We start from the raw sequence: 14,245 nt of genomic DNA, 5'->3' as shown, positions 1-14,245 counted from the left end.
TGATCTAGGATTAGCACTCTCTCGTAAAGAGTGCTAATATCTTCCCATAGTTTGTTTTAAGGATGCGCAAAACCATGACACAATCAGCTTATATGCCACTTTCTGTAGCTGCCAGCGGTAGTCTGGAAGCCTACACTCATTCTGTTAGTTCAATTCCAATGCTAACGGCTGAGCAAGAGCGCCATCTGGCAGAGCGTCTTCATGAAGACGGCGATTTAGAAGCTGCCCGTCAACTTATTATGTCTCACCTACGCTTTGTAGTGCACATTGCGCGTAGCTATTCAGGATATGGCTTACCGGTAAGTGATTTAATTCAAGAAGGCAATATTGGCCTGATGAAAGCCGTTAAGCGTTTTGATCCTGCAGTAGGCGTACGCTTAGTGTCTTTTGCTGTGCACTGGATTAAAGCCGAAATTCATGAATATGTGCTGAAAAACTGGCGCATTGTGAAAATTGCCACTACTAAAGCCCAGCGTAAATTATTCTTTAACTTGCGCAAATCGAAAAAGCATCTGGGTTGGTTTAACCAAGACGAAGTAAAAAACGTTGCTGAGTCGCTAGGGGTAGCCGAGCACGAAGTGCGTGAAATGGAATCTCGTATGAGTAACTACGATATGCCGTTTGATGCCCCCGATGAAGATGATGATAGTAGCTACACGGCACCAGTGTATTATCTGCAAGATAAAAGTTCTGATCTGGCCGAGCAAGTAGCCGATGAACAGTGGGATACTGCCGCAGTGGATCGTTTACAAGCAGCTATGCGCACTCTTGATGATCGCAGCCAAGATATCGTGCGCGCACGTTGGTTAGACAATCAAAAACTCACTCTGCAAGAGTTAGCTGAGCGTTATCAAGTGTCTGCTGAGCGAGTTCGCCAGCTAGAGAAAAACGCCATGAAAAAGCTGCATCAAGCTTTAGTTAGTTAAGTTTTTTGTGCTGTAAAGCAGCACTAAAAAGATAAACCCGCGATAATCACTGAGTGATGCGCGGGTTTTTTATTAATTAATTATCTAGTTTATTATTAAGCCTTTTCGCCGTTGGCGAGTAACTTGCTTTTGTTTCGCCAAAAGAAAGTCACCAAAGATATTACAGGCTCACGTTGCGGCAAAGCCCGTTAAATTTTGCCCACCCAAAGCGACGAGGTAACTCGCTCGGCGCTACCGCTTCTCACTCAAACACCCCTCGTCTTAACACCTTGAGCGCGCAAACTTGCTCGGCTTACAACGTAATGGGATTAACAGCATAGACACTTCGGATTGATGCGGGCGACAACAGCGAAGTAAACTTTGGCTGGAGACGTCTTTTTCAGGGATGAAAAAGAGGAGCGTACAAGGATGTATTTAAAGCGTGCTCCAGCCGAAGCTTTACGCAGCGTTTAACGTTTTCGCCGTTGGCGAGTAACTTGCTTTTGTTTCGCCAAAAGAAAGTCACCAAAGATATTACAGGCTCACGTTGCGGCAAAGCCCGTTAAATTTTGCCCACCCAAGGCGACGAGGTAACTCGCTCGGCGCTACCTCGCCTCGTTCAAACACCCCTCGTCTTAACACCTTAGGCGCGCAAACTTGCTCGGCTTGCAACGAAATTGGGTAAATAATTAGCGGGGGATAGGCAAAGACCCTATCGTTAAAAGCGGAGTTAACAGCAAAATATGATGAATGGATTTAATGACCAATTTAAAAACGTTTTTCAGTATTTATAGATCATTCACGTGGCTTTTTTAGTTCGGTTTCTAACCATGCCAGCAGCATTTTGCCATCTTTATTAATTCGAATGGGCATGGTTAACTCTTTAGGGTGATATCGGATCCCGGCATTCACAAAAATACTGTTTTCAACAATTGCCACTGCCTTACAGCCTGCATTTTGCAGTTTGACGTAACTTGACATCATTTCTACGATAGCATTATGGACAATACCTGCAGATTCTTCAGGGTTTTGGAACAGTACCCACTCATCCATACTCGATGCCAATACTAGAATATCATGGGTAAGTTTTCTCACCCCTTCAATGTTAAACCCTTGTGAGTAATCACAGAAAATAATCTGTCCACTGACCGACAGTGAATAATTACCATGCGCGGTGTCCATAAAAGTTACCCTACTGACGTTACGAAACGGTTTACACAGCAATCGATTAATACATCATACAGAGTGCATAAAATTACCCATGTCAAATATAGAGCAGTTTGCTTGTAGCGTTAAAGAAAAGCTCATCGATTAGGCGTTTACCATAGTACTTATCAGCAAAATTAAGTTTAGCTAGAGCACATCGGAGCGGCGCCGATAGCACCATGCTAGATATGACACTCGTAGCCCTTGGTAGAAACTTTCTTAACATTGCCTTGGCCGCAAGCTGCTATTGCCATTGTTGCATGCTTTTTCACTAATTCCGATGAGGTGAACGTGTCTTTGTTAAGGTGAGCGGCGCAACCATTAATGAAAACAAAAGTAGCCAAAACTATGCCTATTTTTAAAATATTATCTATTTTGTTCAAATCACTTTTCCTTGTAAAAAAACATAGCATTGTAACTTGTTGCTATCCAAGCGACCGCAGGCCATGCATTTAAAACCACCTAATGTTTTGTATTTGATCCTAAATGACGATTCATCATGATTGCCTTATCTTAAGTTCAACCTTGCTAAGTTAAAGAAGACCCCATACCCACCCTCAGCGTGTAAACGTCAATGTTTTTGGGAGTAACAGTAATGAGTACTTTGTTCTAATGTACACAATACAGGGGATAACAATAACTGAAGGAGTCGAACCTTCGAGGCATGCCCCTACACCTCACCGTATTACAACTTAACCCAGTTGACGGGAAACATTCGCCCGAATACAAACCTACCGTACTTCTTTACTCGATCAAATCTTCAGTCCAGTTTAATGCTTGTATCCTTACGTCAAGCTCACGGAACTGCTTAGCAAAGTCGTCAGCCTGTTTCTGAATACTCTTGACGTCTACAGCAGGCATAAACTTGATCTCTAGCTTTTTATAACGATCTTGAGAAACGGTAGCCTGTTTGGCTAACTCTCTGTAGAGATCTCGCAAAGAAGCCAGCTGCTCTCGCTCGGCTAGGATGTCAGCCATTGTATTATTTTGCTCAAACTTCAAAACATTGTTTGTTTTATTTATTTTTTTTACCAATACAACTAGCTCTTTCGAAGCCTGATCTAACTCTAAAAGTAGCTCATTTGGATCTTCAGCAGGTTTTTCATCAACCTGGATCTTTGCATTCCTCAAGATCCGTTCTTTTAATTGGTTTACCTTTCTTTGTAAGTCGGCTCTGATACTTAATGCTTCTGCGAGTTTCAAATTTATCTCCTTAAAAGGCTAACGCTTTGCTATTTTGCTGCTGCAGCGTAGGCAGTCTAGTGAAAGCCACGCTTCTTTGGCCTAAACGAATTTATATGGATGCACCAAAAAATACAGACTCTGCTTACATCCTAGCGTAATTGTCAAAGTCAGCTCCTTTGAACCACCTAACACAAGCGATGTATGAGCAAAAGCCAACTGTTATTCGTCTTGATTTAACAGCCTGTTAGGTTATTTTTTATATTTTTGAGAATTAGATTAACTACCGCAACTAGTGAGATTAACACTGTGATAGCCCAAATAAAGATGACCAAACCATAAATTGATGTATCGCCGTGTATTCCTTGAATATTGGTTGCAGATAAAAACACACCAACGATACTAACAGGAAGGACTATAAGACCAGCGATAGCATTGTAATATGCTACCTTTTCAAAATACGATTGATACTTTCTGTAACAAATTAGGCAACCAATATTGGCGCAAACAATAATAAACAAAATCAATTTAAGCATTAAACAAGTCCATTTAAATAATCAAAAATATAATTTTAATTAACCCATCAGGTCTTATGTTGATCTCTTAGTCGTATCTGCAAGGCCAAGTAAGTTTATACTTATAAGTTTACTTAAAGTAAACAACTTGAATGGCATGCTAAGTATTTAATTCACTTAAAATTCACCATAATACTGCTGACTCACCAGCGGCACACAAGCCAATAATCGTTTTTAATACAAATTATCTTCCCTGAATAACCTTAATTCAGGCCATAACTTCATCGCTGTTGTCTTGTGATAGCATTGTTTGGATTAAGTCGTCGCAGTAGCGACGAAAATCAGCGTAATACTGGCATTGTGCTTGAACATTCCATAGAACACGTTGGCGTTATGCGATATATTCAAGCAGCAAAAAATAAATACAGATAAAAACAGTTTTATTGCAGGGTGTGGCAACTTAACACCCGGTTGGCGCAAAGCGCGACCCACCACAACTCAAGTTCAGGTTAATTACATAATTATAAAAAAGGTTGTTTTATGGCTATACGCGGAGAGTTCTCATCGAGGATCGGCTTTGTGCTGGCAGCGTCAGGTTCAGCTGTTGGTTTGGGAAATATTTGGGGCTTCCCATCGCAGGTAGCCAGTAATGGCGGCGCCGCATTCGTTTTAATGTACCTACTATTAGCGTTTTTATTGGCATACCCAGTATTGATGGCAGAGTTATTAATTGGCCGTGCCACCAAGTCGAATGTGGTCGATGCCTTAGGTCAGGTGTCGCGGGGTATTTCTGGCCGAGCAGTCGGGGTGATGGGTCTGATCACGGTATCACTGATTTTGGCGTTTTATGGCATTGTCGGTGGCTGGATGATTTCCTATGCGCTGGAAGCCGTCGCTAATATTGCTGGTTTAACTGACTTGGCTAACTGGCTGGTCACCTTTTCGTTAGAGCGCAACCTGCTATTTTGTGCGTTCTTTATGTTGCTAACCGTGGGTATTGTCAGCGGCGGCGTGGTAGATGGTATCGAACGTTGGTCAGTTCGCTTAATGCCAACCTTGTTCGTCATTATGTTGTTGTTGTTTGCTTATGTTATGACGCAAGACGGCGCAATGGATGGTTTAAAAGTGTATCTGTTGCCTGACTTTGCCGAAGTGCTTAATCCTAACTTGCTGATCAGCGCGATGGGCCAAGCCTTTTTCTCCATGTCGTTAGGGGTGGGTACTATGCTGATTTATGGCTCTTACGTGAGCCATAGTGAAAACTTACCGCGCCTAGGGGCGGCCGTATCTTTAATTGATATCGGTGTTGCGGTACTGGCAGGCTTAGTGATTATTCCTGCTATGTATGTAGCACTTAATAACGGAGTCGAAATTTTCAATGAAAGTGGCCAGTTGCTTGCTGAAGATACCTTAATTTTTACCGTGTTACCGTCACTGTTTAACACGATGGGCTTGGTCGGGTTGTTCGTTGGCCTAACGTTCTTCTTATTGATGTCGATTGCGGCCCTTACGTCGTCTATTTCAATGTTAGAAGTACCGGTATCTTACGTGGTTGAACACCAAAAAGTGGCTCGTAAGAAAGCCGTATGGTTAGTCGCAGCGATTATTTTTATTGCTAGCGCGACTATTTTGCTGAATTTTGACAGTTTGTTTGGCTTCGTGATTACCCTAACTACGCGTTACAGCCAGCCACTGCTCGGTTTAATGCTGTGCATTTTTGCTGGCTGGATCTGGCATCGTAATGACATTTTACAAGACTTAAAAACCGCCGATGCGAATGCGGAATACAGTTGGTTCTGGCGCATTTGGCCCTGGTATGTGAAATTTGTTTGTCCGCTGGTGATCGCTGTGATGTTTTACCGGTCGTTATAATGGCGATCTGCTAAGCTTATTTAACCAAGCCTAAGCCATTGCTTAGGCTTTTTTTTAATGGAGCTTTTTTATGAGTGTCGGCTGTTTTTCAATCAGTTTAGCGGTAAAAGATTTAGCGGTATCACAAGCATTTTATGAAAAGCTAGGTTTTACGGTGTATGCCGGTGAGCTGGTGCACCGTTTTCTTATTATGAAAAATGGCGACACCAATATTGGGCTGTTTCAAGGTATGTTTGAACACAACATCATGACCTTTAATCCGGGATGGGATCAACATGCGCAAGCGTTGCCTAGTTTTACGGATGTGCGTCAAATTGCTGAGCAATTAACGGCGCAAGGCATCGAGCTTAGTCAACAGCAGTTGAAAAATGAACGTGGCCCAGGCAGTTTTGCAGTGACCGATCCTGATGGTAATTCTATCTTGTTTGATCAACACGTTTAAACCGCAACAGACCATTCTGGCTGCACGTAGGCGTTAAGTGGGTAAACGGCGTTACTGCAGCGCATTGACGCCTTTAGGCTTGATAGCAGAGCGCGTGAAATGGGCTTTAGTTTATTCTTCAGGGCTATAACTGGCTGGCTCGGTAAAACCGGCAGCGATCACTTGATGACTTTCAGGCAACAGTGCGGAGATCCCAACTAATTCGATACCTTCTGCTTGTAGCTGCGGTAAGCGTTGTTGTAAAAAACGATAAGTCTCAGGGTAGGGGTGGCCGATAGCAATAGCGGTTTCATGGCGCCGGGCAATTTGCAGCAATTGCTTAAATTGCTTTTCTAGCGCTTGTTGGTTTTGTTCGTTATCCAAAAAGACATGCCGCGATAAAATGGTCACGTTGTATTGTTTCGCATAACGGCGTGCGGTGCTCTGCGGTGTGGTAAGGCTATCAATAAAAAATAGCTGACGTTGTTGCAAATATTCCATGGTCCACGCCATGGGTTGCTCTAAGGCAGTAAACAGGCTACCCATATGGTTATTAATACCAATCGCATAAGGAATATCAGCCAGCGCTTGTTGCAGCGTCAATTGCACTTGCTGTTTCGACATTTCTTGCGTTAAGGCACCAGGGCCTAAACTGTTACGATGAGTGGCTTCCATCGGCATATGCAGCATCACGTCTTTTTGTAACATAAAGGCTTGTTCGGCCGCTTGTTTGCCATAAGGGGTATGCGGTAATACGGCGTAAGTTAGCTGATAGGGTAATTCGACCATTTTCAGATCGTTACGTTGATAGCCAATATCATCGATGATAATGGCAATGCGGGGTGCTGCTGCGGTAACCGAGCTCACACAAAGTAAAACAGCAGACAGCAACAAACTCAAACGCACGACAACACTTTCCTTTTTAATGCCGGGACTCCGACAGCTTTAACACTTTAATAGATTATGGCGAATAGTAAGCGTTAAAGATGATTTTAAACAGTTATTTATTGACGAGAAAGCCAGCTTAAGGGATTAACCGCTTCCCCTTTTTCGCGGATCTCGAAATATAACCCCGCGTCGGCTTGGCCACCACTGGCGCCGACCAATGCAATCGCTTCACCACTCGTTACCTGTGCTCCTGGTTGTTTTAACAGATTTTGATTATGGCCGTATAACGACATAAATCCTGCACCATGATCTAATACGATAACCCAGCCATAGCCTTTTAACCAATCAGCATAAATCACACGGCCATCGGCGATAGCTTGCACGTTACTGCCATTTATGCCGCGGATCAGGATGCCACGAGAGGGCATACCACCTTGCCGATTTTGCCCAAAACGTTGCAACAACTGACCTTTTAAGGGCCATGGAAAACGACCTTTACCACTGCTGAGGCCGCTCATATCTTTGTTCAGATCAGCAAGGCGGCGTAATTCGTTGATCGTATTTTGCAGGCTGCTTTCATTTTGGCGTAGGTAGCTAAGCTGATTGCCTTGTTGTTTCAGTAAGGCTTGTAATTGTTGAACTGAATCTTGTTGGCTGCTACGTGCACTTTGTAATTGTTGCTGCTGCTTTTCTAAGGCGCTTAATTCGCGGGCTAATAATTGCTGCTGCTCATCGAGTTTGGCCATAATATGGGCCAAATCTTGCGCCGTTTGATTGATCTTGGCTAATTGCCGAATGCGCGCTTGGTTAAAGTACTGATAGTAAGTCAGTACGCGCTCTAATTTGCCGGTATCTTGTTGATTCAACAGCAAACGAGAATAATCATGCTGCCCCATACTGTAAGCACTTTTTAATTGGGCGGCAAGTAGCGTTTGTTGTTCATTTAATTGTTGCTGCAATTTAGCTTGTTGTTTTTCTAGCTTAGCGCTTTCTTGTTCAAGCTGTTGTTTACGTTGGCTGGTTTGCCGAACTTTGCCTGAAGCCTCCGCCAGGGCTCTGTCTGCTTGTTGCAGTTTTTGCTCCGCTTGTTGCAATTGGCGTTGCTGCTGTTTTACTTGCTGTTCGGTACGCTTAATTTGATTTTGCAGTTGCTGTAATTCACGCTCGGCTTGCGGTTTTTGTTGCGCCTGCGCCGTGCTGAAAAACACACAGCAAAACACCAGCAGCCCAAGCTGCCAAATAATAAAGGGTGTCTTGCTGTGCGATGGTGGCATTTAGTTAACTTGCATCAACACTTTGCCGGTCATCTCATCTGGTTTTGGCATACCCATCAGATGCAGCATGGTCGGTGCAATATCACTGAGTACACCGCCTTCGATAACTTTAGCCTGACGCCCTACATAAATTAACGGCACTGGACCGCTGGTATGGGCGGTATGAGCTTGACCAGATTGCGGATCTTGCATCATTTCAGCGTTACCATGATCTGCGGTAATTAAGCATTCGCCACCGACTTCTTGCAAGGCGGCTACCACTCTGCCAATACAGCTATCAACGGCTTCAACGGCTTTAATTGCGGCACTCATAATACCGGTATGGCCAACCATATCGCCATTCGGATAATTACAAATGATCGCATCAAACTTACCGCCGTGAATGGCCGCGACCAGTTTGTCGGTTAATTCGGTTGAGTTCATTTCTGGCTGCAGATCGTAAGTCGCGACCTGCGGCGATGGAATTAAAATCCGCTCTTCGCCGTCAAACAGGTCTTCACGTCCTCCGCTAAAGAAGAAGGTAACGTGCGCATATTTTTCCGTTTCAGAAATACGCAACTGCGTTTTTTGATGCTTGGCTAACCATTCGCCTAACACATTATTAAGGCTTTCTGGTGGATAAGCGACCGGCGCGGGAATATCGGCAGCATATTCGGTCAGCATGACAAAGCTGCTGAGTTTAGGCTGATGCTGGCGCACAAAACCATCGAAGTTGGCATCCACAAAGGCGTGGCTAAATTGTCTGGCCCGATCGGCGCGGAAATTCATAAAAATGAGGGCATCGCCGTCTTGCATACTGATGGTTTGTTGATCGCCGGTGCGGATGGCAGAGGCTTTAACAAATTCATCGTTCTCATCGCGCTGATAAGCGGCGGCAAGTGCTGCAGAGGCACTATCATATTGATAAATACCTTTGCCTTGGGTTAGTAGGTCATAGGCTTGTTGCACACGGTCCCAGCGCTTGTCGCGGTCCATGGCATAGTAACGACCAATAATTGAAGCAATTTGTCCTTTACCCGAAGTGGCAAAGTGTTCTTCAAACACTTTGATTGAAGCCTCAGCACTGCGAGGAGGGGTATCGCGGCCATCTAAAAACGCATGCACATAGATGCGGCTGGCGCCTTGCTGTTCTGCCAACTTTACCATGGCCAGTAGGTGTTCTTCGTGGCTGTGCACACCACCGGGTGATAGCAGCCCCATAATATGCACCGCTTTCTCTGCGGCCACGGCTTTTTGCACCGCTGTTACTAAAGTTGGGTTTTCAAAGAAATCACCATCGGCAATGGCTTTGGTAATGCGAGTAAAGTCTTGATAAACAATACGGCCTGAGCCTAAGTTAACGTGGCCCACTTCAGAGTTGCCCATTTGCCCATCGGGCAAACCAACATCTAAACCCGAACCCGAAATTAAACTGTGAGGGTAGTCTTGCCATAGTTTGTCTATCACCGGGGTATTAGCCTGAGCAATGGCGTTGTTGTCGGTTTGTTCGCGATAACCCCAACCGTCGAGAATTAATAAGACTAAAGGTTTTTTAGCTGGGTGCATACAAACTCCATGAACAAAATAGCAGGTAATGAGGATGAGCCATTATCTTACCGATTTTTTGTTAATTCTCCAGTGATCATTCGTTTTCTAACGCTTGCTGAGTGCTTTTAAACCGATTTTTAGCTGTGGATTTTATGTAAAATCGGTATACTCAGCGCTGTTTTGTTTTCAACGAGAAGAATATTGACGTTATGGATCAAGTTATCGAATTTATCAGCAATCATCCGCTGCTGAGCGGCGTTTGGGCATTATTGGTGGTGTTAATTGTGGGCAGCTGGATCAGTTCGTTGCTTTCTGCCATTAAGCCGGTGTCGCCAACCCAACTGACTTTAGCGGTAAACCGTGAAAATGCCGTAGTAGTCGATATCCGCACAGAAGCTGAATTTGCTAAAGGGCATATTACCGATGCCAAGCACCTAACGCAGGCACAAATTGATAAGCAACAGCTGGCAGGCCTTGAAAAGCAAAAAGATGCGCCCATTATTGTAGTATGTCAAACCGGCATGACCGCAAATCGAGCGGCATCAGCTCTGGCTAAGCAAGGCTTTACCAAAGTCTCTACGCTACAAGGTGGTATGAGTGCTTGGACAGGCGCTAGCTTACCCGTAGTGAAATCGAAGAGGTAATAATGGCAGAAGTGACTATTTACACTAAGGCGTATTGTCCTTATTGTGTTCGGGCTATCATGTTATTACGCGAGAAGAAAGTTGCGTATCAAGAAGTCAGAATTGATGTTGAAACCGAGCGTCGAGCTGAAATGATCGAACGCGCCGGTGGACGCAGTACCGTACCACAAATTTTTATTGCCAATCAGCATATTGGCGGTTGCGACGATATGTTTGCGCTGGAATCAGCTGGCAAACTCGACTCATTACTACAAGCATAACATTAACATAGGATTTATCATGGCCGAACAACAAGCAAACGGCGTTGCAGCAGATCAAACTGCACAGGGTCTACAATTTGCCATTCAGCGTATTTTTGTTAAGGATGTTTCATTTGAAGCACCAAACGCACCTGCTATTTTCCGTAAAGAATGGAAACCAGAAGTTAAGTTAGATCTGGATACCCGCAGCGACAAAATTGAAGATAACGTTTATCAAGTTATTTTATCTTTAACAGTAACCACCACTGTCGGTGATGAAACAGCTTTCTTATGCGAAGTGCAACAGGCGGGTATCTTCTCTATTGGTGAAATGGAAGAAGCGCAAATGGCTCACATGTTAGCGTCATTCTGCCCGAACATTCTGTTCCCTTATGCCCGTGAAGCTGTTTCAAACTTAGTTAACCGTGGTACTTTCCCACAGTTAAACTTAGCGCCAGTGAATTTTGATGCCTTATTTGCGCAATATTTGCAGCAACGTCAGGCTGAATCACCACAACTGAACGCGTAATGTTGCAGCCTTCTGCTATTACCGTTATTGGCGCGGGGTCTTATGGCACCGCGCTCGCTATTTGTTTGGCGCGTAACGGCAACCCTATTACCTTGTGGGGTCGTAACGCCGCCGAAATGGCTTTAATGCAGCAACAAGGTGAAAACCAAAAATATCTGCCTGGCATTGCCTTACCGAAAACTTTGCAAGTGACCGCGGATTTAACGGCTGCCGTGCAAACGAGCAATGATATTTTGATGGTAGTACCTAGTCATGCTTTCGCCGCTACGCTTCAGCAAATTAAGCCATTACTCACTGCAAAATCCCGAGTGGCTTGGGCCACAAAAGGCTTAGAGCCTGATACTGGGCGTTTATTACAAGATGTCGCCCGCGATATCTTGGGTGAGCAAATTGCCTTAGCGGTGTTATCCGGCCCTACCTTTGCAAAAGAGATGGCCGCAGGTTTACCTACCGCTATTTCATTATCTTCCAGCGATGCTGTTTTTATTCAAGAATTATCTGATTTATTGCACTGCGCGAAAACGTTTCGCGTTTATACCAACCCCGACTTTATTGGTGTGCAGTTGGGCGGTGCGGTAAAAAATGTTATTGCCATTGGCGCAGGTATGGCCGATGGCATTGGCTTTGGTGCCAATGCGCGGACTGCACTGATTACCCGTGGTTTAGCCGAGATGTGTCGTTTAGGCTGTGCTATGGGGGCGCAAAAAGATACCTTTATGGGTATGGCCGGGTTAGGCGATTTAGTCTTAACCTGCACCGACAATCAATCGCGTAATCGGCGTTTCGGCTTATTGTTAGGCGAGGGTAAGTCTGTCGCTGAAGCCATTGAGAGCATTGGCCAAGTGGTTGAAGGTTACCGCAATACCAAAGAGGTGTTTAACTTAGCTGCACGTATGGGCGTGGAAATGCCCATAACAGAGCAAGTGTACAAGGTGTTGTATGAAGGTAAGGATGCGCGCTTAGCAGCCCAACACTTGTTAGGCCGCGAGCGCAAAGACGAAACTAGCCACTAGCCAGGTTCGTGTTGTTCAGCAGGTTATTTTCTTTTAGTAATAATTGACCAATTTCATCAGCGGGCACGGCTTTACTAAAGCGGTGACCTTGCTGATTATCACAGCCCATCACATGCAGCAAATATGCCTGCATCTCTGTTTCGATATTCGTCGCGGTAACATCCAGAGTCAGGTAATTGGCTAAGCGGATTAACGTTGCACAGATATTACGTTGCTGTTCTTGCTGTTCAATATACTTGGTTAGCGTGGGCGATAATTTCACACCATGCAGTGGATGTTGCCGTAACTGGGTTAAAGAGGACACCCCTTCACCAAAGTTATCTAAAATTAAACGAAAGCCCATCTTATCCAAGCTATGCATCCGTTCACGTAACCACACCGTGGGTTGAGTAAAAATCGTCTCGGGTAATTCTAATTCAAATAAACTGGCGCTAACCTCGGCATCTTGCAAGGTGTTTTGCATAAAGCGCAAGAAGTCAGCTTGCTCGAATTGTTGGTTAGAAATGTTTAGTGCTAAACGGCCACGCATTAACCCGGTTTGTTGCCAGTATTTCACTTGCTGACAGGCTTTACGGAACACCAGGCGATCCAAACTAATAATGAGGCCGGTTTCTTCTACTAAGGGCATAAAGGTTGGTGGCGGTAACATGCCGCGACGAGGGCTAGGCCAGCGCAGCAGGGCTTCGTAACCGATAATCCGATTACTGCTAATGCTGAACTTAGGTTGGTAATACAACTCGAATTCGCCTTGGGCAGCACTGCGATATAATTCGGTTTCCATGGCTAAATAATCTGGGGCTTGTTCTTGGCTGCCGCTATCGGCAAAGCACAGATTGTTTTGGCCTTGTTGTGAAGCTTTATACGCCGCTTTTTCAGCACTGTTCAAGAGGCTTTCGGCATCGATACCGTCGTTCGGGCTGATACTGATACCTAGGTGGGCAAAGACCTCAATAGCCTTGCTGTCATCGCTGCCGGGCTGATTAATGCCGGCTAAAATTTTGTGTGCTAGCTGGTTTAAATAAATGCTGCTGTTGTGGTTACACAGATGGGGCGGTACTAAGACCACAAAGCCATCGGTTTTATAGCGAGCTAACAGCAGTTTTCGTGGTAGCACCTGTTGTAGCTTGGCCGCAATTTCTGGCAGTTGTTGCTGTAATTTGGCTTCATTGTGTTTGCTGTCATAGCTGGGTGTTAGGTGAATAAAAATGACCGCGGCTGAAGGATAATGAGCATCACAGCTTTGTAATACCATTTTCAGTAATTCATCAAACACTTTGTTATTGGGCAATAAGGTCAAACTATCACGGGTTTGTTGCTGCAACTGTAACTGATTTTCTTTGCGCAGTTCGCTGATGTTTTGGCCATACATAAGGTAAGTTGTATTACGCACGTTATCCGGCTGCACACTGTGAATACTTAGCTCAAAGGCTTCGCGTTGCCGCTCATTTAATAGCCAAGCTTCGCCTTGCCACTTTCCATTTGTGCGTAAAGCCAGTTTAATGTCGTTGTCCAATAATGTTTTGCCATCAGGATCGGCATATAAATTGAGCGGAGCAGAAATAGTTACGCTGTCATCGGCTTTTAATAAACGCTTTAGCGTGCCGCTACCATTGCGCAGCACCAAGTTTTTATCCAATACAGCAATAACGCCTGAAGTTTCACTGAGCAGATCACTAAAACTGGTGCGAAATTGCTTGAGCTTATGACTTTTTATCGCCAAGCTGCGCATGGTTAAGATCAAGGCCACTACCAGTAGACAGATTGTCAAGGTAGAGAGCAAAAAGGCGCCTTCCATAATAGGCTGGTTTGCCGCTGTAGCAGGCAAACTGATACTAAATAACGCTACGCAAAACGTGCTTTTAAGGTGGGTCATTGCGAAACTTTCCTAGGTTAATTTCTGACCAACTTTAACTATAGAGCTTTTTGCTCAGCGGGTACAGTGTGTAAACTAGAAATAACAGTTGGATTTCTAGCAATACGCATTGCGTGGTCAACTCCAGATAGTACCTTTGTACTACAAAGACAACAAG

The 14,245-nt window shown here is 44.6% G+C and carries 14 protein-coding genes; 7 read left to right on the top strand and 7 right to left on the bottom strand.

What is annotated here, in order from left to right; genetic code table 11:
• Positions 1-74 precede the first annotated feature (74 nt).
• Positions 75-926, top strand: a complete 852-nt coding sequence (gene rpoH, locus ORJ01_RS05120; RefSeq protein ID WP_226749423.1) for an RNA polymerase sigma factor RpoH — start codon at positions 75-77, stop codon at positions 924-926.
• A 774-nt stretch (positions 927-1,700) separates the two neighbouring features.
• Here rpoH and ORJ01_RS05115 read toward each other — a convergent pair.
• The 3 genes from ORJ01_RS05115 to ORJ01_RS05105 all read right to left on the bottom strand — a co-directional run bounded on the left by ORJ01_RS05115 (position 1,701) and on the right by ORJ01_RS05105 (position 3,829).
• Positions 1,701-2,087, bottom strand: coding sequence for a hypothetical protein (locus ORJ01_RS05115; RefSeq protein ID WP_306177167.1), 387 nt, complete (start codon positions 2,085-2,087; stop codon positions 1,701-1,703).
• Positions 2,088-2,855: 768 nt separating this feature from the next.
• Entirely contained in the window at positions 2,856-3,314 is a 459-nt protein-coding gene (locus ORJ01_RS05110; RefSeq protein ID WP_226749425.1) for a DIP1984 family protein, read from the bottom strand.
• 215 nt (positions 3,315-3,529) lie between these two features.
• The gene (locus ORJ01_RS05105; protein WP_226749426.1) at positions 3,530-3,829 is read right to left on the bottom strand and encodes a hypothetical protein; all 300 of its coding nucleotides are present in this window, start codon (positions 3,827-3,829) and stop codon (positions 3,530-3,532) included.
• 519 nt (positions 3,830-4,348) lie between these two features.
• Between ORJ01_RS05105 and ORJ01_RS05100 the strand changes: the two genes are divergently transcribed.
• Both ORJ01_RS05100 and ORJ01_RS05095 read left to right on the top strand, forming a co-directional pair.
• Positions 4,349-5,680, top strand: a complete 1,332-nt coding sequence (locus ORJ01_RS05100) for a sodium-dependent transporter (protein WP_306177166.1) — start codon at positions 4,349-4,351, stop codon at positions 5,678-5,680.
• A gap of 70 nt (positions 5,681-5,750) precedes the next feature.
• The gene (locus tag ORJ01_RS05095) at positions 5,751-6,122 is read left to right on the top strand and encodes a VOC family protein (protein WP_306177165.1); all 372 of its coding nucleotides are present in this window, start codon (positions 5,751-5,753) and stop codon (positions 6,120-6,122) included.
• Between the two features lie 111 nt (positions 6,123-6,233).
• Here the strand turns inward: ORJ01_RS05095 and ORJ01_RS05090 are convergent, their stop codons facing one another.
• The 3 genes from ORJ01_RS05090 to gpmM all read right to left on the bottom strand — a co-directional run bounded on the left by ORJ01_RS05090 (position 6,234) and on the right by gpmM (position 9,808).
• Positions 6,234-7,007, bottom strand: a complete 774-nt coding sequence (locus ORJ01_RS05090; RefSeq protein WP_226749429.1) for a divergent polysaccharide deacetylase family protein — start codon at positions 7,005-7,007, stop codon at positions 6,234-6,236.
• Between the two features lie 98 nt (positions 7,008-7,105).
• Positions 7,106-8,263, bottom strand: a complete 1,158-nt coding sequence (locus ORJ01_RS05085; RefSeq protein WP_306177164.1) for a murein hydrolase activator EnvC — start codon at positions 8,261-8,263, stop codon at positions 7,106-7,108.
• Complete coding sequence (gpmM, locus tag ORJ01_RS05080; RefSeq protein ID WP_306177163.1) at positions 8,264-9,808, bottom strand: 2,3-bisphosphoglycerate-independent phosphoglycerate mutase; 1,545 nt, start codon at positions 9,806-9,808, stop codon at positions 8,264-8,266.
• A 191-nt stretch (positions 9,809-9,999) separates the two neighbouring features.
• On the opposite strand from gpmM, the gene ORJ01_RS05075 reads away from it, so the two are divergent.
• The 4 genes from ORJ01_RS05075 to gpsA are packed head-to-tail and all read left to right on the top strand — an operon-like array spanning position 10,000 to position 12,215.
• Positions 10,000-10,434: a rhodanese-like domain-containing protein gene (locus ORJ01_RS05075; protein WP_226749432.1), complete on the top strand. Its 435-nt coding sequence runs from the start codon at positions 10,000-10,002 to the stop codon at positions 10,432-10,434.
• A 2-nt stretch (positions 10,435-10,436) separates the two neighbouring features.
• Entirely contained in the window at positions 10,437-10,694 is a 258-nt protein-coding gene (gene grxC, locus ORJ01_RS05070) for a glutaredoxin 3 (RefSeq protein ID WP_226749433.1), read from the top strand.
• 19 nt (positions 10,695-10,713) lie between these two features.
• Entirely contained in the window at positions 10,714-11,202 is a 489-nt protein-coding gene (secB, locus tag ORJ01_RS05065) for a protein-export chaperone SecB (protein WP_226749434.1), read from the top strand.
• A complete protein-coding gene (gene gpsA / locus ORJ01_RS05060; RefSeq protein ID WP_226749435.1) occupies positions 11,202-12,215 on the top strand; it encodes an NAD(P)H-dependent glycerol-3-phosphate dehydrogenase in 1,014 nt (337 codons plus the stop codon). Before secB ends, gpsA begins: the two co-directional genes overlap by 1 nt.
• Here gpsA and ORJ01_RS05055 read toward each other — a convergent pair.
• Positions 12,205-14,088 carry a bifunctional diguanylate cyclase/phosphodiesterase gene (locus tag ORJ01_RS05055; protein WP_306177162.1) on the bottom strand — a complete coding sequence of 628 codons (1,884 nt, stop codon included), beginning with the start codon at positions 14,086-14,088 and terminating at the stop codon, positions 12,205-12,207. The genes gpsA and ORJ01_RS05055 overlap by 11 nt on opposite strands.
• Between the last annotated feature and the right edge of the window lie 157 nt (positions 14,089-14,245).

This window comes from Alishewanella sp. SMS8, assembly GCF_030737935.1.
Taxonomy (GTDB): Bacteria; Pseudomonadota; Gammaproteobacteria; order Enterobacterales; family Alteromonadaceae; genus Alishewanella; species Alishewanella maricola.
This window is presented reverse-complemented; position numbering and strand designations above follow the sequence as displayed.